Source organism: Novacetimonas sp. GS1, from assembly GCF_036686925.1.
GTDB lineage: Bacteria > Pseudomonadota > Alphaproteobacteria > Acetobacterales > Acetobacteraceae > Novacetimonas > Novacetimonas hansenii.
Window position 1 is genome coordinate 2,975,513 of record NZ_VSZP01000001.1, and the last position, 19,537, is coordinate 2,995,049.

Sequence of the window (19,537 nt, forward strand, 5' to 3'; positions counted from 1 at the left end):
ACAGGTTCAGTGAACCAGTGCGGGCACCATTTCATGTTCCAGCACGGCGGTAATCGCCATGTCGCGATCCGGCGTCAGGGCCATGGGCGTACCGTCCGCGGCATGGATGGCGAACGCTTCCTCCCCATCCACGACGACTTCCTTTATGTACGCCACATATTCCATTCCCAGCGCACGCATCTGGCTATCGCTCAGCGTATGCACATCCATCGGCAGGCTGTTGCCCGTTTCGCATGGCACGATCCGACCGTTACGGAGTGTTGTCCTCAATTGCATGCCCTCCAGCAGCCGCGAAAACGCCCCTGGGGACGCCATTCGCATTTACATGATAACATGGGTGGACGGCCTTCCCCCCTCATTCATCATCAATCACCCGCACGACATGCTGCTTGCGCATGCCGGGGACATCAACGACCGGCGCACCGCGATCACGGATTGACGGACCTTTCGCGATCTCGATCTTGCGCACCCGCACTTCGGGTTGGGGCCGGTGCAGTTCTATGTGCAACAGGCCATTATCCATCCATGCGCCGCCGATCTCGATCCCCTCGGCCATGACAAAGGCCTTCTGGAACTGCCGTGCGGCAATGCCACGGTGCAGGAACACGCGCCCCTGCCCGTCATCCCCCTGGCGTCCGCGGATCACCAGCTGGTTGTCTTCCTGGGTGATATGCAGATCATCCATCATGAACCCCGCCACCGCCAGCGTAATACGCAGGGTCGTGGGGCTGACCTGTTCTATGTTGTATGGCGGATACCCGTCCGACGCATTCTTGGATGCACGTTCCAGCATCTGTTCCAGATGATCAAAACCAAGAAACATGGGGGATCCGAACACTCTTCCCGACACTCAGGCCTCCTCAATTCCAGAGCGAGACGATAACAAGGGATGGACCCGTCACGGCATCCACCCTGTCCCACGATATGGGACATCCGCGCCGGCGTGCAAGGGAACTGTCCCCCGGGCGCCACAGCCGGGAACAAAAGCACGGGCATGAAAATGGGCATACATGGTAAAAACACGCCCCATGGCGCATGGAACCTCTGGCATCCGGGGCGCAGGATCGCTAAATCGCGAACATGATAGATCAAGATGTCATTGCAGCGGCCACGCCGATGCCGATCCTTGTCGCCCCGCAGGCGATCCTCCGTCAGAAAACGCGCCTTGTCCGTCCTGAGGACACCGCACAACTGCGCGAAGCCATACCGCGCATGTTCGCCGCGATGTACAAGGCCCCCGGCATCGGCCTTGCCGCGCCGCAGGTTGGCCTTGGCCTGCGCTTTGCCCTTGTGGATGTTGCCGACAAGGACGAGGCACGCAACCCGATGGTGCTGATTAATCCCGACATCATCGCCGAAACCGAAACCATGTCCGTGCGTGAAGAGGGGTGCCTGTCGCTTCCCAACCAGTATGCAGAGGTGGCCCGCCCCGAAAGCGTGCGCGTGCGGTATCAGGATCTGGAGGGCAAACGCCACGAGATCGAGGTGGACGGCCTGCTTGCCACCTGCATCCAGCACGAGATCGACCATCTGGAGGGGATCCTGTTCGTCGATCACCTCTCCGCGCTCAAACGCAACATGATCATGCGCCGCCTGGCCAAGGAACAGCGGCTCAGGCACTGATTGCCCCTGCGACTTGCCCCTGCGACGGCCACACGCCCGGTGACGTGGCGCGTGGCGCGCCCGCCGTGCGACCTTCCCGCGCCCATGGGCCTGCCCCCGCGGCATCACCCGGCGCGCTTTCCCCCGATGGAACGACATCATGCGCCTTGCCTTCATGGGAACCCCCGACTTTGCCGTACCGGCCCTGCAGGCCCTGCACGCCGCCGGACATGAAATTGTCGTGGTCTATACACAGCCCCCCCGCCCCGCCGGCCGGGGCAAGAAGGAACGCCCGTCGCCCGTGCATGTCGCGGCGCAGGAATTGGGGATCGCAGTGCGCACGCCCCTGTCGCTGCGTCGCGATACGGCGGAACACGATCATTTCACCGCACTGCGACTCGATGCGGCAGTGGTCGCGGCCTATGGGCTGATCCTGCCGGTCGCCATGCTTGATTCGCCCGCGCATGGATGCCTCAACATCCATGCCAGCCTGCTGCCACGCTGGCGCGGGGCGGCCCCGATACAGGCGGCAATCCTGGCGGGAGACCGTGAAAGTGGCGTGACCATCATGCAGATGGATGCGGGGCTGGATACCGGTGCGATGCTGTGCGAAGGCCGCGTCGCCCTTACCCCGCGTACCACGGCAACCAGCCTGCATGACGACCTTGCCGCCATGGGCGCACGCCTTGTGGTCGAGACCCTGCTTACTATCCCGCCCCCCCGTCCGCAGCCGGAAGAGGGCGTGACCTATGCCGCGCGCCTGACGCGCGAGGACGGGCGCCTGCGGTGGGACAGGCCTGCGGATATGCTGGACCGGCAGGTGCGCGCCATGACGCCATGGCCCGGTACCTTCACCCTGCTGGCGGGGGAGACGATCAAGGTCGGGGCCGTTGCGATGGACCCCACCCCCACCACAGCGGCGCCGGGCACGATCGTGGACGACCGCCTGCTGGTTGCCTGCGGGAATGGCACGACCCTGCGGATCACACGCCTGCAACGCCCCGGACGCGGCATGATGGAGGCCGACGCCTTCCTGCGTGGACAGGCTGTGCCTGCAGGCACCCGTTTCGACCCGCCCCAGCCATGAACGATGAAACCACACCCCCCGCATGGGGGGGACTGCCACCCGGATTTGTCCCCCCCCGTGCCAAAGCACCGAAAAACATACGTCGCTGGGCGGTCAGGATCGAATATGACGGGCGTGACTTTGTTGGCTGGCAACGTCAGGCATCGGGCCTGACCTCCGTCCAGGGCGTGCTGGAGGCAGCTGCCACGCGCCTGACCGGTGGCCGTCCCGTCATCAGCATCACCGCCGGACGCACCGATTCCGGCGTACATGCCACCGGGCAGGTCGCGCATCTGGATTTCCCCGATGACATTCCATTAAGCAGCACCGCAGTGCGCGACGCACTGAATTACCACATGAAGCCGCACCGTGTGGCCATCCTGATCGCGCGTCCCGTCCTCCCGAACTGGAGCGCCCGTTTCTCCGCCATCCTGCGATCCTACCGCTATCGCATCATCAACCGCAGCGCCCGCCCCACACTGGACGAAGGACGTGTGTGGCACGTACGCCAGCCGCTGGATGTGGACCTGATGCGCCAGGCCGCGCAATTCCTGATTGGACGGCATGATTTCACCACGTTCCGTGCCTCTGCCTGTCAGGCGAAAAGCCCGGTCCGCACACTCGACAGGCTGGATATCCATCGGGAGGGGGAGGAGATCGTCATTGTGACAGAAGCCCGCGCCTTCCTGCATCATCAGGTGCGCAACATGACCGGAACCCTCAAGATGGTGGGCGAAGGAAGCTGGTCGGTCGAACGGGTGGGACAGGCGCTGGCGGCGTGTGATCGCCGCGCCGGTGGCCCAACGGCCCCGGCGGAAGGGCTGTACCTGACCGGCGTGGCCTACCCCGAAGACCCGTTCGCGAAATAACGCCGCACACCCGATGACAAGGCCCCAGAGGGCGACGGCGTGTCGTCAGTTAAGCCCTGAGAGACCGTTTGAAAACAAATCATTGATAAAAAAACAAGAAAAGTTTTTGGGTGCCACCTTTTTTCAAAAAGGCGGCGTTTTTCGAAGCTTTTTGGAAAAAGCTTCACCAAAAACCTTTATCATTCCAGTAGGTTATCACGCCTGACTTTTAAAACAGTCTCTGAGCCAGGAGCTGTACTTTCTGTCACTCTGTACTGACTGTTTTTCCGGCTTTGGAGGAGAACAATCGATGCGGCGCTATGGCTTACGTGACGACCAGTGGGAGCAGATAACTGACGCCACGCTGTAAGCCCCCAGACTGCATGAAAAAGTTTTGGGCGACGCATTTCCCCAAAGGGCGTCGCCTTATACCTTAATCAGTGTTTGGCGGTGGAGGTGGCACCGGGAAGCGCCATGAAATCATGCCAGGGCACATAATGCGGGGGCAGCAATGCCGTGATTTCCGCCATCACCGCCAGGCTGAGCAGGACAGCGCCGAGCAGCAGCATCGCACGTCCCCCCCCCAGTCCCAGCCCGATGCGTGCGATGAACCAGGTCATCCACAGGCTGTAGGCAAACCCGACGCCATTGATAATCAGGCCCCCATAAAACGTCTCCAGCAATGCCGGGGAACCAAGCGCAATCAGCAGCGCCACCGCAAGCATGACAAACGGTGACAGCCAGTCGGTCCACCATGCCGCCGCAATATAGCGGTACCACAGCCCGCCGCGTTGCCAACGTTGCGCCAGAGCATGGGTCAGGACCGCAGGCAACAGGATCATGCACAATGAAAACAGCCAGCGCGTGACACTCGTGGCGTCGGGGGCATGCAGCATCGTCAACAGCCCCCCCACCAGCCACAATGCAATACGTGGTGCAAGCGCCGTCAGGACCGCATCACGCGTATTGCCAAAATATGCGAGCCCTGCGACCCGCCCGCGTCCCAGCAGCAGCATCCCACGCAGGATATTGCCAAACCCGGTCGGCCCGGACCTGGGGGTCATGCCGTCATCCGCCATCAGGCCATCAGCCTTTCCACAAACCTGTCATAAATCCGTGCCAGTTGCGTCAGGTCCGCGACCGGCACATGTTCGTCCACCTTGTGCATGCTGGCCCCCACCAGGCCGAATTCCGCAACCGGGCAATATTGGCTGATGAACCGGGCATCAGACGTGCCGCCCCCGGTATCCAGACGGGGCATCTGACCTGTCACTGCCGTCACCGCATCACGCAGGGCATCCACACCGGCTGTCGGCTGCGTCAGGAACGATTCGCCACTGATGCGTATCTGCACATCCGCCCCCGGCGCATGGCGCGCGCACACGGTACGTATCCATCCCGACAGGTCCGCCCCCGTATGAAGGTCGTTGAAACGGATATTGAACCGCGCACACGCCGTCGCGGGAATGACGTTCGTTGCGGCATTGCCCACATCGACACTGGTGACCTGCAGGCTGGAGGGCTCGAACCATTCGCTGCCGGTATCCAGCGGCGCCACGGTCAGTTCATGCAGCAGCGCCAGCAGCCGGTGAACCGGATTGTCCGCACGGTGGGGATAGGCGACATGCCCCTGTACACCCGTGACCGTAATCGTGGCGTTCAGGCTGCCACGACGCCCGATCTTGATCACCTCGCCCATCTGCTGCGGGTTCGTCGGTTCCCCCACCAGACAGAAATCGGGGATCTGTCCGTTCACCGCCATCCATTCCAGCACACGCACGGTGCCATTGGTGGCGGGGCCTTCCTCGTCCCCCGTAATCAGCAGGCTGACTGAACCGGGTATCGTGCCACCATGCCGTGCAAGGTAGCAGCGTATGGCGGCGACAAAGGCGGCGATCCCGCCCTTCATGTCACATGCCCCACGCCCATACAGAAGGCCATCATGAATCTGCGCACCGAACGGGTCGCTGCGCCATGCCGCATCGCCCACCGGGACGACATCGGTATGCCCCGCGAAACAGACATGCGGATGCCCCGTGCCCAACCGGGCGAACAGGTTGGGGGTATATGTATCCCCTTCCCCGAACGGCAGCGACGTAACCGCAAAGCCCATATCCCGCAATACCGTGGCCAGGACATCGATCGCACACCCGTCATCAGGCGTAACCGACGGACAGCGGAGCAGTGCGCGTGCAAGCGTGACGACACCCCCGACATCCTCCTGCGCCCCATGACGATCCTGCGTCCCTTGGGTTGCCCTGCCGCTGGGTGCCCCGGTCATGCCCTCAGCCGCGCAGCAGGTCGTTGATGGATGTCTTCGAACGGGTGCGTTCATCCACCCGCTTGACGATCACGGCGCAATCAAGCGACGGCAGCGGCTTTCCATCGGCCGAAGTCGCCTGACGCGGCGGCAGTGTGCCGGGCACCACGACGGAATAGGCCGGGACACGGCCCATGAAGACCTCACCCGTCGTGCGGTCCACGATCTTGGTGGAGGCGCCAAGGAAGACACCCATCGACAGCACGCTGCCACGTTCGACCACCACGCCTTCGGCCACCTCGGAACGCGCACCGATGAAGCAGCCGTCCTCGATGATGACCGGTGCGGCCTGCAACGGTTCCAGCACGCCACCGATCCCCACGCCGCCGCTGATGTGACAGTTCTTGCCAATCTGCGCGCAACTGCCGATCGTGACCCACGTATCGACCATCGTGCCGCTGTCTACATAGGCCCCTGCGTTGACGAAGCTGGGCATCAGGACCACGCCCGGCGCGACAAAGGCCGAACGACGCACGATCGCACCCGGCACGGCGCGGAACCCGGCCTGCGTGAAGGCCCCCTCGTCCCAGCCCGCGAACTTCAGCGGCACCTTGTCGAAGGCAGGCGCACCGGCACAGCCATTGGGGGCAAGGCGATTGTCATTAAGGCGGAAAGACAGCAGGACCGCCTTCTTCAGCCATTCATTGACCACCCAACCCTCAGCACCCGGTGTCGCGACCCGCAGACGACCGGCATCAAGTTCGGACAACGCGGCCTCGACGGGCGCGCGATCCGCCTCGCCGGAACGCGGGGACAGCGTATCGCGCCGTTCCCACAGGGCCTCGATCTGGCTCTGGAGGGTCGTATCAGTCATGAATTCCAAATCCTGTTCCGGACAACATCGCCATCGCGGTTTTATCTGGGGGCGACGGCATGAAATGAGGTGATCGCGGACCATGCGGGGGATGGACGCCCATGTCAACGCATCCCCGTCAACGCATCCCCCACACCATCAGGACGGCACGCCCGCCGCCTTATTCACCGCGTATCAGCGTCCCCAGTCCCGCTTCGGTAAACAGTTCGAGCAGGCAGGCATGCGGCACGCGACCATCAAGGATCACGGCAGCCTTTGCCCCGGCCTTCACCGCGGCAAGGCAGGTTTCGACCTTCGGGATCATTCCGCCTGAAATCATGCCGCTGGCGATACCGCGACGCGCATCTTCTGCCGTCAGTTCGGGGATAAGGTTGCCATTTTCATCAAGCACACCCGGCACATCCGTCAACATCAGCAGGCGGCTGGCATTGACCGCGCCCGCAATGGCGCCTGCGGCCGTGTCGGCGTTGATGTTATAGGTCTCCCCGTTCTCGCCACTGCCCACAGGGGCGATGACGGGTATCAGGCCAGAGCCGGACAGGGCATAGATGACACGCGAGTCAATGCGTGTGGGTTCCCCCACAAAGCCAAGATCGAGCAGGCGATCCGTCTCCACCCCGTTTTCACGCGCGCGACGTTCCAGGCGACGCGCGGAAATCAACCCGCCATCCATGCCCGAAATCCCGACCGCCAGCGCACCGGCACGGTTGATCAGGCCGGCGACCTGCTTGTTCACCTTGCCCGCCAGCACCATTTCGATCACGTCGATCATCGCGGCGTCGGTCACGCGCAGCCCGTCGATGAAGGTCGATTCAATCTGCAACCGCTTGAGCATTGCACTGATCTGCGGACCACCGCCATGGACAATGACCGGATTGATCCCCACCTGCTTGAGCAGGGCGACATCATGACCGAACGCGTCCGACAACGAGGTATCGACCATCGCGCTGCCGCCATATTTCACGACAAGCGTATCCCCGGCATAGCGTCGCAGGTACGGCAACGCCCGCGCCAGAACATCTGCCCGTTCGCGGGCATCCTGACTGCCCGGTCCTGTTAACGTCATCCGATCGTGCCTCAATCCATCAAACACTGTGTGGCCATGACCCTTATCACAGCCAAGCCCTTCATGCCCGCGCGGGGGGCGGGTATGCAAGCTGTGCAAGTTCCGCGCGCAGTTCCACGATACCCTCGCCATTCGCGCTGCTCGTCACAAGGACAAGCGGATAGGCTGCGGCATGGCTGGCTGCGATTTCGCGCGTCTCACGCAGCTTCGCCGCCAGTACGGGGGGCTTGGGAATGTCGCACTTGGTCAGCACGATCTGGAACGTGACCGCCGCACGATCCAGCAGCTTCATGATCTCGCGGTCACTTTCCTTGATCTCCACCCGCGAATCCAGCAGCAGCACAACACGCTTGAGGGTCGGGCGCCCGCGCAGGAACGAGAACATCATCCCCTGCCAGTCTTCCTTGACCGCCTTCGCCGCCTTGGCAAAACCATAACCGGGCATGTCCACCAGCGTCAGCCGCCCGGCAAGTTCGAAGAAATTGAGCTGCTTGGTCCGCCCCGGCTCTGACGAGGCACGGGCCAGTGTCCGCCGCCCCGTCAGGGCGTTGACCAGACTGGACTTTCCAACATTGGAACGCCCGGCAAACGCGATTTCCGGCAATAACGGGTCGGGCAGTTGCCCAAGCTTTTGCGCACCAAACACGAACTGGCATTCGCCTGCGAACAGCAGACGCCCGGCCTCGCGGGCGCGCTCGATTTCCTCTGGGGTGGGGGTCTTGGGGGTGAAATCAACCATTGCCGCCTGTATCGCCCCCGCTTTTGTCATTCCCACCGGATGCATTCGGCGAAGGATTACGCCGGGCAGCCTTCTGCTCGTCGCGGCGCTTCTTGCTGTTATGGTTTTTGTTCCCGCGCCGGCCCTTGGCCCTGCCAGCCGTGTCTTCCCCCTGGCCCGGCACGTCGGCGTCATCGTGCGGCGTGTCCTGCCCCGGTCCCTTTGTGGGCGCATCGGCACCTGCATCGGACGTATTCGGGACCTCCCGGATCACGGTGCCCTCAATCTGCTGGCCCTTGCCACCGGACTGGCTCTTGGCGGTCGCGGTCTTCGCATTGCCGGCTTTGGCCGGGCTGGCCTTGCCCGCGCTGTCCACCGCCTTGGCCTGACGCTCAAGGATCGACTGCAGAAGCTTTGCGAACAGCGAAGGCTTCTCCTTCTCCGGCCGGATCACCACAGGGGCCTTGGCCTCTGCATTCACACGACGCTGGATCACGGCCTGCTGCGCCATCGTCAGCAGGTTGTTCCAGCAGTAATAGATCACAAGTCCCGACGGCTGCCGCGCCATGAAGAAGGTGAACAGGATCGGCATCAGTTGGAACATCTTCTGCTGCGCCGGATCAGCCGCGGGTGCGGGATTGATCTTCTGTTGCGCGAACATGGTCAGGCCAAAGGCAATCGGCCACAGCCCAAGCTGGAAGAAGGTGGATATATGCGTCGGATCCCATGGGATCAGCCCGAACAGGGTGAAGATATTGGTCGGGTCCGCCGCCGAAAGGTCATGGATCCAGCCAAAGAACGGGGCATGCCGCATCTCGATCGTGACAAACAGCACCTTGTACAGGCACCAGAACACCGGGATCTGCAACAGCATCGGCAGGCAGCCGCTGGCGGGATTGACCTTTTCTTCCTTATACAGCGCAATCATATGCTGATTAAGCGCCATCTGGTCGTCTTTATACCGCTCCCGCAGGGCTTTGATCTTGGGCTGGAGCTGGCGCATCTTGCCCATCGACCGGAACTGCTTGGTCGCCAGCGGGAAGAACAGTCCCTTGACCACCAGCGTGAAGGCCATCAGCGCAAGGCCGAAATTGCCCAGCAGCGTATTCAACCAGTCCAGCACAGTGAAGATCGGATGCGTCAGGAACGCGAACCAGCCAAAATCCACGGCCTTCCAGAAGGACGGAATATGCAGGCTGGCTTCATACTTCTCCAGTAGCGGCACTTCCTTGGCACCGGCAAAGACATGGGTTTCGGTCACACCATCGCCACCCGGCGCAATGACTTCGGGCGTCCGGGCGGTAAAGCCGACCTGATAGACACCTTCATGCCCGGCTTCCGGCACATAGCCATAGCTGCCGGTCACTAACGAATCCTGCTGCGGAATGACGGCGGTCAGCCAGTATTTGTCGGTAATCCCGCTCCAGCCGCCCGTACCCGGCTTGTTCCACGACGTATTGCCCGGCGGTATCGTGCCATTACGCACCGATTTATAGGAGCTTTCGTCCAGACGCCCGTCAATGACGGAAATCGGGCCTTCATGCACCAGGTATCCGCCGGTCTCCACCGGGGTATAGGCACGATCAACACGCGAATAGGGATATAGCGACACAGGCCCTGCCGCCTGATTGTGGACCTTCTGCGTGACGGAGAACATGTAGTTCTGGTCAATCGCGACCACGAGTTCGAACACCTGTCCCTGCCCATTGTCCCAGCGCAGGGTAACAGGCTGGTCCTGCGTCAGGCTGGCCTGATCCGCGCTCCATACCGTGGTGGCGTCGGGCACGCGCACCTGCCCACCTGCGATATTGAGCCAGCCGACCTCCACAAGGTTCGACTGCGGGTCCTGGCGGGGATCAAGGATACGCACCAGCGGGCTGCCGGGTTTGACGGTCTCGTGATAATCCTTGAGCACGAGGTCATCCAGGCGCGCGCCCCGCAGGTTGATCGACCCACCGACACGACCGGTATTGATCGCAAGGCGCGGATCATCTTTTGCATCCGTCGCGCCATTGCCCGCATCCGCCCCCGGCGCCGCGGCAGGTGTCTCCTGCCCGGCACCAAGTGCAGGCTGCGTGGCCGCCTTATGATCCGGGTGCGGCACCAGATACTGGAAACCGAGCAGAACCATGGCAGACATCGCCACTGCAACCATTAAACGCTTGATATCCATCAGCGACCAGCCAGACTCTCGTTATTCAGGTTTATGGATGCAGCAGCAGGAGCGACCATCATGGTGCGTGGTGGGCACCGGGTCATATCCCCCCGCATTCCAGGGATTGCAGCGCATGATACGCCACAGCGACATGAGACCACCACGCCACGCACCATGGCGTGCAAGGGCATCACGGGCATAATGGCTGCATGATGGGGTAAAGCGGCAGTTCGCGCCGATCACGGGCCGGATCACCAGTTGGTAGGCACGGATCATCGCGCGCATTACCGTCACGACCGGCCCCCGTGAAACCGGGACGGGGGAAGGAATGTTCACGCGTCCCCCACGACCCCGGCTTTCTTCAATGCCTTGCGATAATCAGCCAGCAGCGAGGAAAATTTACGATTGATTGTGGCGCTACGGCCAATAACCACAAGATCCACGCCACAAAGCGGCAGTTCCCGCCCGACCTGGCGGACAACCTCGCGCAGGCGCCTGCGCACACGACTGCGGACCACCGAATTCCCGACCTTTTTCGTCACGGTGAACCCATGACGGGCCGAATCGGCATCATCGCGATGCAACGCCTGCAAAACCATGCCAGACACCGGGGCCTTGCGGCCTTTTGCCGCGACCTTCAGGAATTCAGCACGTTTCTTGAGACGGATCGACCGGTCGGCCACGTTCAGCAGCCCCTGTTAATGCAAAGTGTCATTCCGGGACAAAGTGTCCCGGAACGTAAGACCAGGGCAATTAAGCGGAAAGACGCTTACGGCCCTTGGTGCGACGGTTCGCAATCACCTTGCGGCCACCGACGGTTTCCATGCGGGAACGAAAGCCGTGACGGCGCTTGCGGACCAGCTTCGAGGGTTGATACGTGCGCTTCACGACAGCACTCCCAGATTGACTGTAACAGGTTACGGATGAATATCGGGGCGCAGGCAATTTTCCTGCACATCCCCAAGGCGGGCCTTATACTGCCCGTTATTCCCAGCGTCAATGCGCAACCCGCGTTACATGCCGCGCATGAGACACCCCAACCACCGCCCCAGAATTACGGAGCCCCCATGCCCCATACTCCCGCCCCTTCTCCCGACGTTACGGACGTGGCCGGCATATGCACGCACCTGCATGACATCAGGGGCATCCTGTCGCCTGCCCTGATCAAGGCTGACCTGCTGTCGGCCCATCCCGACGCACAGGTGCGCGCGGGCGCTGAGGTCATCATACAGGCGATAGAAGCCACGGTCGGCAGGCTCGACCTCATGCGGCGCACCTGCCTGCCCGCCCGGGAATGACCGATGGTACGGGCTGATGACAAAAAGGCCGAAGGGATGCACATCCCCCCCGGGTGAAGGATCAAGGGCGCTGGATCAGCTCGATCTTATAGCCATCAGGGTCTTCGACAAAGGCGATGACGGTGGTGCCGAATTTCACCGGCCCCGCCTCACGCGTGACCTTGCCACCACCTGCGCGGACTTTTTCAACCATGGCGGCGACATCCGCCACACCCACGGCGAAATGGCCGAATCCGGTACCGACGTCATATCCATCGTCCTGACCCCAGTTATAGGTCAGTTCGATTTCCGCCTGCCCTGCCGCATTGTCAGCATACCCGATGAAAACAAGCGTGTATTTCCCTTCGGGCACCTCACGCCGACGCAATTCACGCATCCCAAGCAACCCGTAGAAATCAAGGCTGGCCTCCAGATTACGGACGCGAACCATTGTATGCAGGTAACTGCCCATGATGTTTGCACTCCTTATTTTATCGACCGCTAACAAACCGCACCCAACAACATACTGAAATTATAAAAGTTCTTATCAGGATGTCATGTTCAGGGCGGTCTTTTACAAAACGGATTCCATCGTCCCCTCGGCCGTAATCCCGACAAGGAAAAGACCAGCCGCATCCGCCCGCGTCACACATTCAAGCGGGTCCGTCAGCAGTGTGGCCCCGGCCTCGAACGCGATGCCACGCAATCCCGCACCTGCCGCGCGGCGCACCGTTTCGGGGCCGATGGTGGGCAGGTCGGCACGCCGTTCCTGTCCTGGTTTGACCATCTTGATCAACACCCCGCCGGGACGACCATCCTGATGGTATCGTCCGACACGTTCAAGCATCTCGTCCGTACCCTCGATCGCCTCGACCGCAAGGACAAGCCCGTCCTGCACCACACAGCCCTGTCCAATATCCAGCGCGCCCATGGCCTGCACCACGCGCCGCCCACGCCCGATATCGGACATTGCGACGTGATCGGGGCGCACCATCCCCATCACGCCACGCCGCCCGATGGATGCATGCAGATATTCATGCGCGCCCCGGATAACGAATCCTTCCTCCCCCAGCACCCGGACAATCGCGCCAAGCAACCCGTCATCACCAGAAAACAGGGCACGACCGATCCGCGCCAGTATCCGTGCGCCCACCGCATCAGGGCGCAATGTCGCAAAGGAAGGACGCCGCACCGGCCCGATCAGGACCAGTTCACGACATCCATGCAGACGCAGGGTGGAAAGGATTTCGCCCGCCGCGGCAAGCCGGATGAACCGGTGCGGCCATGGGGCGATGACATCGGGGTCGGCAAACCCCTCGAACCCGATGATAAAGACGCTGCCGCCCGCCGCAACAACAGAACGCGCAACCTGCGCCGGCAGTGGGCCGCCCCCGGCAAGGATGCCGACACAGGCGGGGGAAGACGCAGAAGCAGACGTAACCTGATCCATCAGGGGATCAGGCGCCATCGGTCTCGATCATTTCGCCCGGACTTCTCTGCACGCGCACCAGTCCGCGATGGCTGGGGGCCGCAATGAAATCCAGAATTTCGGACACGCGGGCATCATCACCATACTGTCCACGCACCTGTTCCAGACGCGTCTGGAACACAGCGCCACTGGCATGTGCGGCCTTGGGATACAGCGCGCGGAAGGCCTGGCGCATGCGCCGGATATCATCAGGCGCGACACCATTGCGCCGCAGCCATATCCAGTGCAGCCCCACAAGCCGCGCCCGGTTGCCCAGCACGCTGCCATAGGGAATGACGTCCGCCTCCACCCCGCACACACCACCGACAAGGGCGGCGTGCCCGATACGCACGAACTGATGCAGGGCGGCCGACCCCATGATGCGGGCATTGTCGCCAATGACGACATGCCCCCCCATCACCACGTTATTGACGATAATGACACCCCGTCCCAACGTGCAGTCATGCGCCACGTGGGAGTTCGCCATGATAAGGCACCCTCCCCCGATGGTGGTGACACCCACACCCGTGGCCGTCCCCCGGTGAATGGTGACATTTTCACGGATGATGGTGCCCGCCCCCACGACACAGCGTGTGGGTTCACCGCGATATTTCAGGTCCTGCGGTTCCATCCCCACCGTGGTGAAGGGATAGCAGACGACATTCGCGCCGATATGCGTATGGCCGTCAATCACCACATGGGAAATCAGCCGGGCACCGTCATCAATCACCACATCGGGACCGACCGTGCACCATGGGCCAATTGACACGCCGCGACCAATTCGGGCGCCAGCGGCAACGATGGATGAGGGATGGATAACAGCAGCCCCCAGAGGTTCCACATCCGTTGTCGTGCCGGTAGATGCGCTGTGTGCCAGAACAGCCTCCATTTCGACGGCTTTCCGGCGCTCAGCCACCGGAAAAAAAGCCATGATCCAGATACCGGTTCCCGGTTACGGTGCCTGCCGTTACGGGCCGATCGTTTTCCGTTCGCCGGGCCTGGCCTAGCCCATGATCATCGCGCTGAACGTCGCCTCGGCCACCGAGACACCGTCTACGCGCGCAATCCCCTTGAATTTCCAGACATTCGCGCGGCTGCGCTCTTTTTCAACGGAAATCCGCAACTGATCGCCAGGGCCAACGGGGCGACGGAATTTCGCGCCGTCTATGGTCATGAAATAGACCAGCTTCCCCTCGAACGCCTCACCCAGCGTCAGCACGACAAGCGTCGCCGCCGTCTGCGCCATCGCCTCGATGATGAGGACGCCCGGCATGACCGGCCGCGCAGGGAAATGCCCCTGGAAATGCGGTTCGTTCACGGACACGTTCTTGATGCCGACCGCCGACTGACCGCGGACGATATCAACCATCCTGTCAATCAGCAGGAAAGGATAACGATGGGGAATCGCCTCCATGATGCGCATGATGTCGATTGCCTCGACACTCTGCGGCGCCTGCTCTGTCGGTAATGCCTCTACTTCTTTATCCACGTCGTCCAACCATCTCTGCGGCACGGGAACGCCTGCGATCTGACTGGACAGGCCGCCCCATGCCGGTTGAATGTTTTTACAGCCTTCGGCACCGTCGCCTAGCCGGCCTTGTCGCTGCCCCCATCCTGCGTCGGTTTTTTCGCCAGACGACGCAGGAACGCCACGTTTCGGAAAAACTCCCTGAACGGCATCGCCGGGCTTCCGATGACATCGGCCCCGGCCTCGACATCGGACATGACGCCACATTGTGCGCCGATCCGTGCCTTCGTGCCAATCTTGATATGCCCGATCAGCCCGGCCTGCGCCGCGACCGTGACAAAATCGCCAAGTTCCGTCGAACCCGAAATACCGGCCTGGGACACAACGATACAGCACCGTCCCAGACGCGCATTATGGCCGATCTGCACCAGATTGTCGAGGCGCGACCCCGCCCCGATCAGGGTATCGCGAATCGACCCACGGTCGATGGTGGAGTTCGCACCGACCTCGACCCCGTCCTCAAGGATCACCCGACCAAGCTGGGGCACGGTCTCAAACCCGTCAGGACCGGTGGCAAAGCCGAAGCCTTCCTGACCGATGCGGACACCCGGCAGCAAGGTGACACGTTCCCCAAGCAGCGCATGCGACAGGCAAACATGGCTGCCGATGCGGCTGCGTGCACCGATTTCCACGCCATCGCCGACCATGACATGCGTGCCAAGCGTCACACCCGCGCCAATACGTGCGCGCGCACCGATGACTGAAAATGCCCCGATCGACGCTGATGGATCGACCTGCGCGCCCTCGCCGATGACCGCGGTGGGATGAATCCCCGGATCAACCGGTGGCGCGGGATAGAAACGCGAGGCCACACGCGCCCATGCAAGATAGGGCGTACGCGACACCAGCGCCACGGCATGGGACGGCACCTTGTCAACAAAAGCAGGCGCCACGATCACCGCACCCGCGCCCGTCTGCTCCAGCAGGGGGAGATAGCGCCGGTTGTCCAGAAAGCTGACCTGCGTCGGCCCTGCCGACTGCAGGGGGGCTATGCCGGTGAAGTGTGGTGCGTCGGCAATCGCTGCCCCCGCCCCCTGAAGCTCCGCACCAGCGCAGCGCGCAAGTTCCGTGGCGTCAAACGGGCCATCCGATACAAAAAACCGCGTATCGCCCGGCCCGCTTTCCTCCCGCACGTGCATGGACCCGACCAAGCCCTTAGTGCTTCGCCTTGGGTGCGACGGCGGTTGCCGCTGCTGCCGGGGCGGAGGCGCCACCCTGTTCCGCATCGGCGGTTGTCGGCATCGTGCCCGATTTCGCCAGCACTTCAGGATCGACATTCGCCGCCGGGATAAAGACGCTCGGCAGGATCGAGTTCAGCTGCGTCGCGACCTGCTGGGTGATGTCAAGGTTATCCTGACTCAACGCCACCTGTTCACGGTGCAGGACAAGGTTCATGCTGCGGCTGGCGGCAACCTGGCGGATGATCTGCACCAATTCGCGTTCAATCTGCCCAAGGGAGACCTGGGCGGCTTCCTGGATGATGCGGTTGCGGTTGCGGAAGTTCTTCTGCGCCGCGATCACGCGCTCCTGCAACTTGCGTTCGCTTGCCTGGATCTGGTCGGATGACATGGTCCGCGCCTGACCCTGCAGCTTCTGCTGCTCATCACGCCACGACGCCTGTTCCTTTTGCGCATCACGGGCAAGTTCGTCACGCCGCGCGCCCAATACGCGTTCCGCCTGCTGCGCCGCAGTGGACAGGCGCATCACGTCAGGCACGCTGATGACACCGATGATCGGTGCGGGCGGCGGTGCCCCCTTGGGCAGGTCCGGCGAATTGGGGATCTGCGGCAACGGCAGGACCGGCGGCGTCTGGGACTGGGCTTCCTCGCTATCGGCCGGGGGGGCCGGCAGGGGGACGGGCTGCGGCGCGGGCTGGGCCGCATGCGCTGCGGCATGCTCCGGCTGCTGCTGGGATGCCTTGGGGACGAACCAGCCGGAATTGTTCTGCGCATGGGCAACAGATCCGACCAGGCTGCCACATCCCAGTGCGACAGCCGCGGCAAATAAACGAACGCCGGAATTACGCAACATTATCACCTCAGAATTGTTGGCCGAAGCCAAAGCGGAGCAACTGTGTTCGGTCATGCTTCTGCTTGATGATCGGCACACCAAGATCAATGTTAATCAGACCAAACGGACTTTTCCATGAAAAGCCCACGCCGGTACTGACGCGCGGCGTCAATGTATCGCCATATACCGGGGTATATTTGTAACCATCGCTGGGCGAGGTATAGCGTTCGCGCACGCGCAGGCCATCAAGCCCACCGGCATCGACGAAATACCGTCCCTTGATCCCCATATCCGCCGCAAATGGCATGGGGAAATGGATCGTGGCCGAAGCGGTGTACATGAAACGCCCGCCAAGGAAATCTTCTTGCGAATGCATCGGGTATTTCACACCGTCGATGGTCCGCGCCGAAATCCCCATCGAACGCGGCCCCGCGCCACCGTCAAGGAAGCCGCGCAGCGTGTTACCACCAAGATAGAAGTTATCGATGATATCACTGCGTCCGCCACCCCAGTTGGCGATGTCGCCCGCGCCAGCGCGCAGGTCCACCGTCCAGTCATGGTTCCCCATCAGGCTGTCGAGGGGAATATAATAGGCGGCGTCGATCTTGCCACGGACATAGCGTTCATTGCCGCCAATACCCGCGAAATCGCCACCAACACGGATGACATAGCCGCTATGGGGCTGCGAACGGCGGTCACGGGTGTCATAGGTCAGCGTGGTGCTCAACTGTGACAGGAGCGACCAGCCGGACTGATCCAGCACGTACCAAGACGAATCCGACCATGTATCGCCAACATTTCGATCGGTAAGCGTATAGCTCCACGACTGCGACAGGTGGTTATTATAGGAATACCCCATACGCAGCGTCATGCCGTACCGGCCTTCGGAGTAGTTCTGGTACGTCATGTAACGGTTCTGGATACCGAAGATGTCGATCCCGGCCACCAGGTTGCGATTGAGGAAATACGGGTCCGTCACAGAAATGTCGGCCTGATCTTCGTAATAGGCCGCCGTGCCGGAGAAACCGGCGTCGATACCTGTGCCAAGCAGGTTATGCTGCTTCAGGCCGAGATTGCCCAGCACGCCCGCATCCGACGAATACCCGCCACCGAGCGAGAATTCGCCCGTCGGCTTTTCCACCACATCGGCCGAGATATTGACCTTGTCAGGTGAAGACCCGGGCGTCTGGTCGATCGACACGGTCTTGAAGAAGCCAAGATCCTCCAGCACCGCCTTGGAATATTTGCGGTCCATGGGGGTGTACGGATCGCCTTCGGACATCGGCAGCTGGCGGCGGATAACCTTGTCCTGCGTGATGGTGTTGCCGTTGATGTCGATGCGCTCGACATACATACGTGGCCCCTCGCTCACATCGAACAGCAGGTTGACCGTGCGTTTTTCCGGGTTACGCGCAATTTCGGGATGCACCATCGCAAAGGGATATCCCTTCGCCTGCAGGATTTCCTGCATGGATGTCGCATTATGCTGGATGGCGCTGCCGTCATACCACTGGTTGTGGAACAGGGAGATGTATTTATGCAGGGACTCCGCACTGACATGACGCAGGGAAGAGCGGATATCCATCTTGTTCAGGCGGTAACGCGGCCCTTCTTCCATCGTATAGGTGATGTAGAACGCCTTGTGATCGGGGGAGAGTTCGCCCGTCGCGTTCTTGATCTGAAAATCGACAAACCCGTTTTTCAGATAAAACCGGTGCAGCAGTTCCGCGTCATACTTGATACGTTCGGGATTGTACTGGTCACTTGATGAGAAAAAGCGATACCACGCCGTTTCCTTCGACGACACGACACCGGCAAGGCGCGTGCTGCTGAAGGTACGGTTCCCCACGAACGTCACCTTGCGGATAAGTGTCTTCTGCGCCTCGTTGATGCGAAAGATCACATCGACGCGGTTATGTGCAAGGCGGATGACCTGTGGCGTGACGGTCGCGGCATAGCGCGCCTTTTCCGCATAGACACCAAGGATCTTCTGCCGGTCGGCAGCGATCGTCTTGGTGGAAAACACCGCGCGCGGCCGCAGGGAGATGACCTTCGTCAGGTCTTCGTCCTTGGCGCTGTGGTTGCCTTCGAAAATGATGCGGTTGACGATCGGGTTTTCGACGACATGCACCACCAGCATGTTGCCCGAACGCTGCATGGTCACGTCCTTGAACAGGCCGGTGGCATAAAGCGTCTTGAGCGAACGGTCGAGCAGATCCTGATCAAACCGGTCGCCGGGCTGCACCACCATATAGGACAGGATGGTGTTCGTTTCGATCCGGTCATTGCCCTTGATGTCCACGGCCTCGATCGGATCGGCCAGAGGCGGCGGCTTGATGGCCTCCACCTGCGGCTGTTCCGGGGTCATGCCCGGCGTCGGGGCCATGCCACCTGACGGGGGGGCATCGGACGGCGCACCGCCTTCCTGTCCAGCGTCCTGCGCGTGGGCGCCTGCCGTCCAGAACAGCGGCACAACACAAACGGATGCAAGCAGCGCTGAACGTTTACTCGACAAAATCGGCATTCCTCACCATTCGGTAGGCGGATTGACCACACTGCCAGCCATGCGGAGATGTCATCTCCGTGCTGTCATGCATTATCCGCATGGGCGGACGTATCCGATATAGCCCCTCTCGCGCAAGCACTTGTCTCATGCCGTCATTCT

21 protein-coding genes and 1 pseudogene are annotated in these 19,537 nt (G+C 61.7%); 4 read left to right on the forward strand and 18 right to left on the reverse strand.

The genetic code is table 11. The features are described 5' to 3' along the window. Window positions 1–6 precede the first annotated feature (6 nt). Window positions 7–276, reverse strand: coding sequence for a DUF1150 family protein (locus FYB92_RS13035; RefSeq protein WP_048859390.1), 270 nt, complete (start codon window positions 274–276; stop codon window positions 7–9). Window positions 277–355: 79 nt separating this feature from the next. Then, window positions 356–823, reverse strand: coding sequence for an Hsp20 family protein (locus tag FYB92_RS13040; RefSeq protein WP_175575082.1), 468 nt, complete (start codon window positions 821–823; stop codon window positions 356–358). Between the two features lie 257 nt (window positions 824–1,080). Between FYB92_RS13040 and def the strand changes: the two genes are divergently transcribed. The 3 genes from def (at window position 1,081) to truA (ending at window position 3,537) form a co-directional block, all read left to right on the forward strand. Beyond that, on the forward strand, window positions 1,081–1,623 hold the full coding sequence (gene def / locus FYB92_RS13045; RefSeq protein WP_003618107.1) for a peptide deformylase: 543 nt from the start codon (window positions 1,081–1,083) through the stop codon (window positions 1,621–1,623). A gap of 139 nt (window positions 1,624–1,762) precedes the next feature. Further along, on the forward strand, window positions 1,763–2,689 hold the full coding sequence (fmt, locus tag FYB92_RS13050) for a methionyl-tRNA formyltransferase (protein WP_332828791.1): 927 nt from the start codon (window positions 1,763–1,765) through the stop codon (window positions 2,687–2,689). Continuing rightward, entirely contained in the window at window positions 2,686–3,537 is an 852-nt protein-coding gene (truA, locus tag FYB92_RS13055; protein ID WP_003618104.1) for a tRNA pseudouridine(38-40) synthase TruA, read from the forward strand. The genes fmt and truA overlap by 4 nt, the downstream gene beginning before the upstream one ends. A gap of 416 nt (window positions 3,538–3,953) precedes the next feature. Here truA and FYB92_RS13060 read toward each other — a convergent pair whose 3' ends face one another. The 9 genes and pseudogenes from FYB92_RS13060 to rpmH form a co-directional block, all read right to left on the reverse strand. Continuing rightward, window positions 3,954–4,580: a hypothetical protein gene (locus tag FYB92_RS13060; RefSeq protein WP_040511600.1), complete on the reverse strand. Its 627-nt coding sequence runs from the start codon at window positions 4,578–4,580 to the stop codon at window positions 3,954–3,956. Window positions 4,581–4,594: 14 nt separating this feature from the next. Then, window positions 4,595–5,797 carry a succinyl-diaminopimelate desuccinylase gene (gene dapE, locus FYB92_RS13065; RefSeq protein ID WP_332828792.1) on the reverse strand — a complete coding sequence of 401 codons (1,203 nt, stop codon included), beginning with the start codon at window positions 5,795–5,797 and terminating at the stop codon, window positions 4,595–4,597. Window positions 5,798–5,801: 4 nt separating this feature from the next. Further along, a complete protein-coding gene (gene dapD / locus FYB92_RS13070; protein ID WP_003618096.1) occupies window positions 5,802–6,650 on the reverse strand; it encodes a 2,3,4,5-tetrahydropyridine-2,6-dicarboxylate N-succinyltransferase in 849 nt (282 codons plus the stop codon). Between the two features lie 160 nt (window positions 6,651–6,810). Next, window positions 6,811–7,716 carry an acetylglutamate kinase gene (gene argB, locus FYB92_RS13075; RefSeq protein WP_075631601.1) on the reverse strand — a complete coding sequence of 302 codons (906 nt, stop codon included), beginning with the start codon at window positions 7,714–7,716 and terminating at the stop codon, window positions 6,811–6,813. Between the two features lie 61 nt (window positions 7,717–7,777). Next, complete coding sequence (yihA, locus tag FYB92_RS13080; protein ID WP_040510476.1) at window positions 7,778–8,455, reverse strand: ribosome biogenesis GTP-binding protein YihA/YsxC; 678 nt, start codon at window positions 8,453–8,455, stop codon at window positions 7,778–7,780. Window positions 8,456–8,864: 409 nt separating this feature from the next. Further along, a pseudogene (gene yidC, locus FYB92_RS13085) lies at window positions 8,865–10,607 on the reverse strand (membrane protein insertase YidC); the annotation flags it as partial. A 21-nt stretch (window positions 10,608–10,628) separates the two neighbouring features. Continuing rightward, complete coding sequence (gene yidD / locus FYB92_RS13090) at window positions 10,629–10,874, reverse strand: membrane protein insertion efficiency factor YidD (protein WP_003618088.1); 246 nt, start codon at window positions 10,872–10,874, stop codon at window positions 10,629–10,631. A 47-nt stretch (window positions 10,875–10,921) separates the two neighbouring features. Then, a complete protein-coding gene (rnpA, locus tag FYB92_RS13095; RefSeq protein ID WP_003618087.1) occupies window positions 10,922–11,272 on the reverse strand; it encodes a ribonuclease P protein component in 351 nt (116 codons plus the stop codon). 70 nt (window positions 11,273–11,342) lie between these two features. After that, window positions 11,343–11,477, reverse strand: coding sequence for a 50S ribosomal protein L34 (gene rpmH / locus FYB92_RS13100; RefSeq protein WP_003618086.1), 135 nt, complete (start codon window positions 11,475–11,477; stop codon window positions 11,343–11,345). 179 nt (window positions 11,478–11,656) lie between these two features. On the opposite strand from rpmH, the gene FYB92_RS13105 reads away from it, so the two are divergent. Beyond that, complete coding sequence (locus FYB92_RS13105) at window positions 11,657–11,887, forward strand: hypothetical protein (RefSeq protein ID WP_048859347.1); 231 nt, start codon at window positions 11,657–11,659, stop codon at window positions 11,885–11,887. Between the two features lie 61 nt (window positions 11,888–11,948). Here the strand turns inward: FYB92_RS13105 and gloA are convergent, their stop codons facing one another. The 7 genes from gloA to bamA all read right to left on the reverse strand — a co-directional run bounded on the left by gloA (window position 11,949) and on the right by bamA (window position 19,396). Continuing rightward, on the reverse strand, window positions 11,949–12,338 hold the full coding sequence (gloA, locus tag FYB92_RS13110) for a lactoylglutathione lyase (RefSeq protein WP_003618084.1): 390 nt from the start codon (window positions 12,336–12,338) through the stop codon (window positions 11,949–11,951). 102 nt (window positions 12,339–12,440) lie between these two features. Continuing rightward, on the reverse strand, window positions 12,441–13,334 hold the full coding sequence (locus tag FYB92_RS13115; RefSeq protein WP_003618083.1) for an LpxI family protein: 894 nt from the start codon (window positions 13,332–13,334) through the stop codon (window positions 12,441–12,443). Next, entirely contained in the window at window positions 13,324–14,265 is a 942-nt protein-coding gene (gene lpxA / locus FYB92_RS13120; RefSeq protein WP_003618081.1) for an acyl-ACP--UDP-N-acetylglucosamine O-acyltransferase, read from the reverse strand. Before lpxA ends, FYB92_RS13115 begins: the two co-directional genes overlap by 11 nt. Window positions 14,266–14,337: 72 nt before the next feature. Beyond that, on the reverse strand, window positions 14,338–14,823 hold the full coding sequence (gene fabZ, locus FYB92_RS13125) for a 3-hydroxyacyl-ACP dehydratase FabZ (protein ID WP_040510475.1): 486 nt from the start codon (window positions 14,821–14,823) through the stop codon (window positions 14,338–14,340). Window positions 14,824–14,921: 98 nt separating this feature from the next. After that, window positions 14,922–16,001 carry a UDP-3-O-(3-hydroxymyristoyl)glucosamine N-acyltransferase gene (gene lpxD, locus FYB92_RS13130; RefSeq protein WP_075624029.1) on the reverse strand — a complete coding sequence of 360 codons (1,080 nt, stop codon included), beginning with the start codon at window positions 15,999–16,001 and terminating at the stop codon, window positions 14,922–14,924. 16 nt (window positions 16,002–16,017) lie between these two features. Then, window positions 16,018–16,893 (reverse strand): OmpH family outer membrane protein, encoded by an 876-nt coding sequence (locus FYB92_RS13135; RefSeq protein WP_040511591.1) that lies wholly within the window; start codon window positions 16,891–16,893, stop codon window positions 16,018–16,020. A 7-nt stretch (window positions 16,894–16,900) separates the two neighbouring features. After that, window positions 16,901–19,396 (reverse strand): outer membrane protein assembly factor BamA, encoded by a 2,496-nt coding sequence (gene bamA / locus FYB92_RS13140; protein ID WP_062808670.1) that lies wholly within the window; start codon window positions 19,394–19,396, stop codon window positions 16,901–16,903. Window positions 19,397–19,537: the final 141 nt, after the last annotated feature.

Coding starts and splice junctions, on each gene's coding strand:
- FYB92_RS13035 (WP_048859390.1), bottom strand. CDS start 276: ATGCAATTGAGGACAACACTCCGTAACGGTCGGATCGTGCCATGCGAA.
- FYB92_RS13040 (WP_175575082.1), bottom strand. CDS start 823: ATGTTTCTTGGTTTTGATCATCTGGAACAGATGCTGGAACGTGCATCC.
- def (WP_003618107.1), top strand. CDS start 1,081: ATGATAGATCAAGATGTCATTGCAGCGGCCACGCCGATGCCGATCCTT.
- fmt (WP_332828791.1), top strand. CDS start 1,763: ATGCGCCTTGCCTTCATGGGAACCCCCGACTTTGCCGTACCGGCCCTG.
- truA (WP_003618104.1), top strand. CDS start 2,686: ATGAACGATGAAACCACACCCCCCGCATGGGGGGGACTGCCACCCGGA.
- FYB92_RS13060 (WP_040511600.1), bottom strand. CDS start 4,580: ATGACCCCCAGGTCCGGGCCGACCGGGTTTGGCAATATCCTGCGTGGG.
- dapE (WP_332828792.1), bottom strand. CDS start 5,797: ATGACCGGGGCACCCAGCGGCAGGGCAACCCAAGGGACGCAGGATCGT.
- dapD (WP_003618096.1), bottom strand. CDS start 6,650: ATGACTGATACGACCCTCCAGAGCCAGATCGAGGCCCTGTGGGAACGG.
- argB (WP_075631601.1), bottom strand. CDS start 7,716: ATGACGTTAACAGGACCGGGCAGTCAGGATGCCCGCGAACGGGCAGAT.
- yihA (WP_040510476.1), bottom strand. CDS start 8,455: ATGGTTGATTTCACCCCCAAGACCCCCACCCCAGAGGAAATCGAGCGC.
- yidD (WP_003618088.1), bottom strand. CDS start 10,874: ATGCGCGCGATGATCCGTGCCTACCAACTGGTGATCCGGCCCGTGATC.
- FYB92_RS13105 (WP_048859347.1), top strand. CDS start 11,657: ATGCCCCATACTCCCGCCCCTTCTCCCGACGTTACGGACGTGGCCGGC.
- gloA (WP_003618084.1), bottom strand. CDS start 12,338: ATGGGCAGTTACCTGCATACAATGGTTCGCGTCCGTAATCTGGAGGCC.
- FYB92_RS13115 (WP_003618083.1), bottom strand. CDS start 13,334: ATGGCGCCTGATCCCCTGATGGATCAGGTTACGTCTGCTTCTGCGTCT.
- lpxA (WP_003618081.1), bottom strand. CDS start 14,265: ATGGCTTTTTTTCCGGTGGCTGAGCGCCGGAAAGCCGTCGAAATGGAG.
- lpxD (WP_075624029.1), bottom strand. CDS start 16,001: ATGCACGTGCGGGAGGAAAGCGGGCCGGGCGATACGCGGTTTTTTGTA.
- FYB92_RS13135 (WP_040511591.1), bottom strand. CDS start 16,893: ATGTTGCGTAATTCCGGCGTTCGTTTATTTGCCGCGGCTGTCGCACTG.
- bamA (WP_062808670.1), bottom strand. CDS start 19,396: ATGCCGATTTTGTCGAGTAAACGTTCAGCGCTGCTTGCATCCGTTTGT.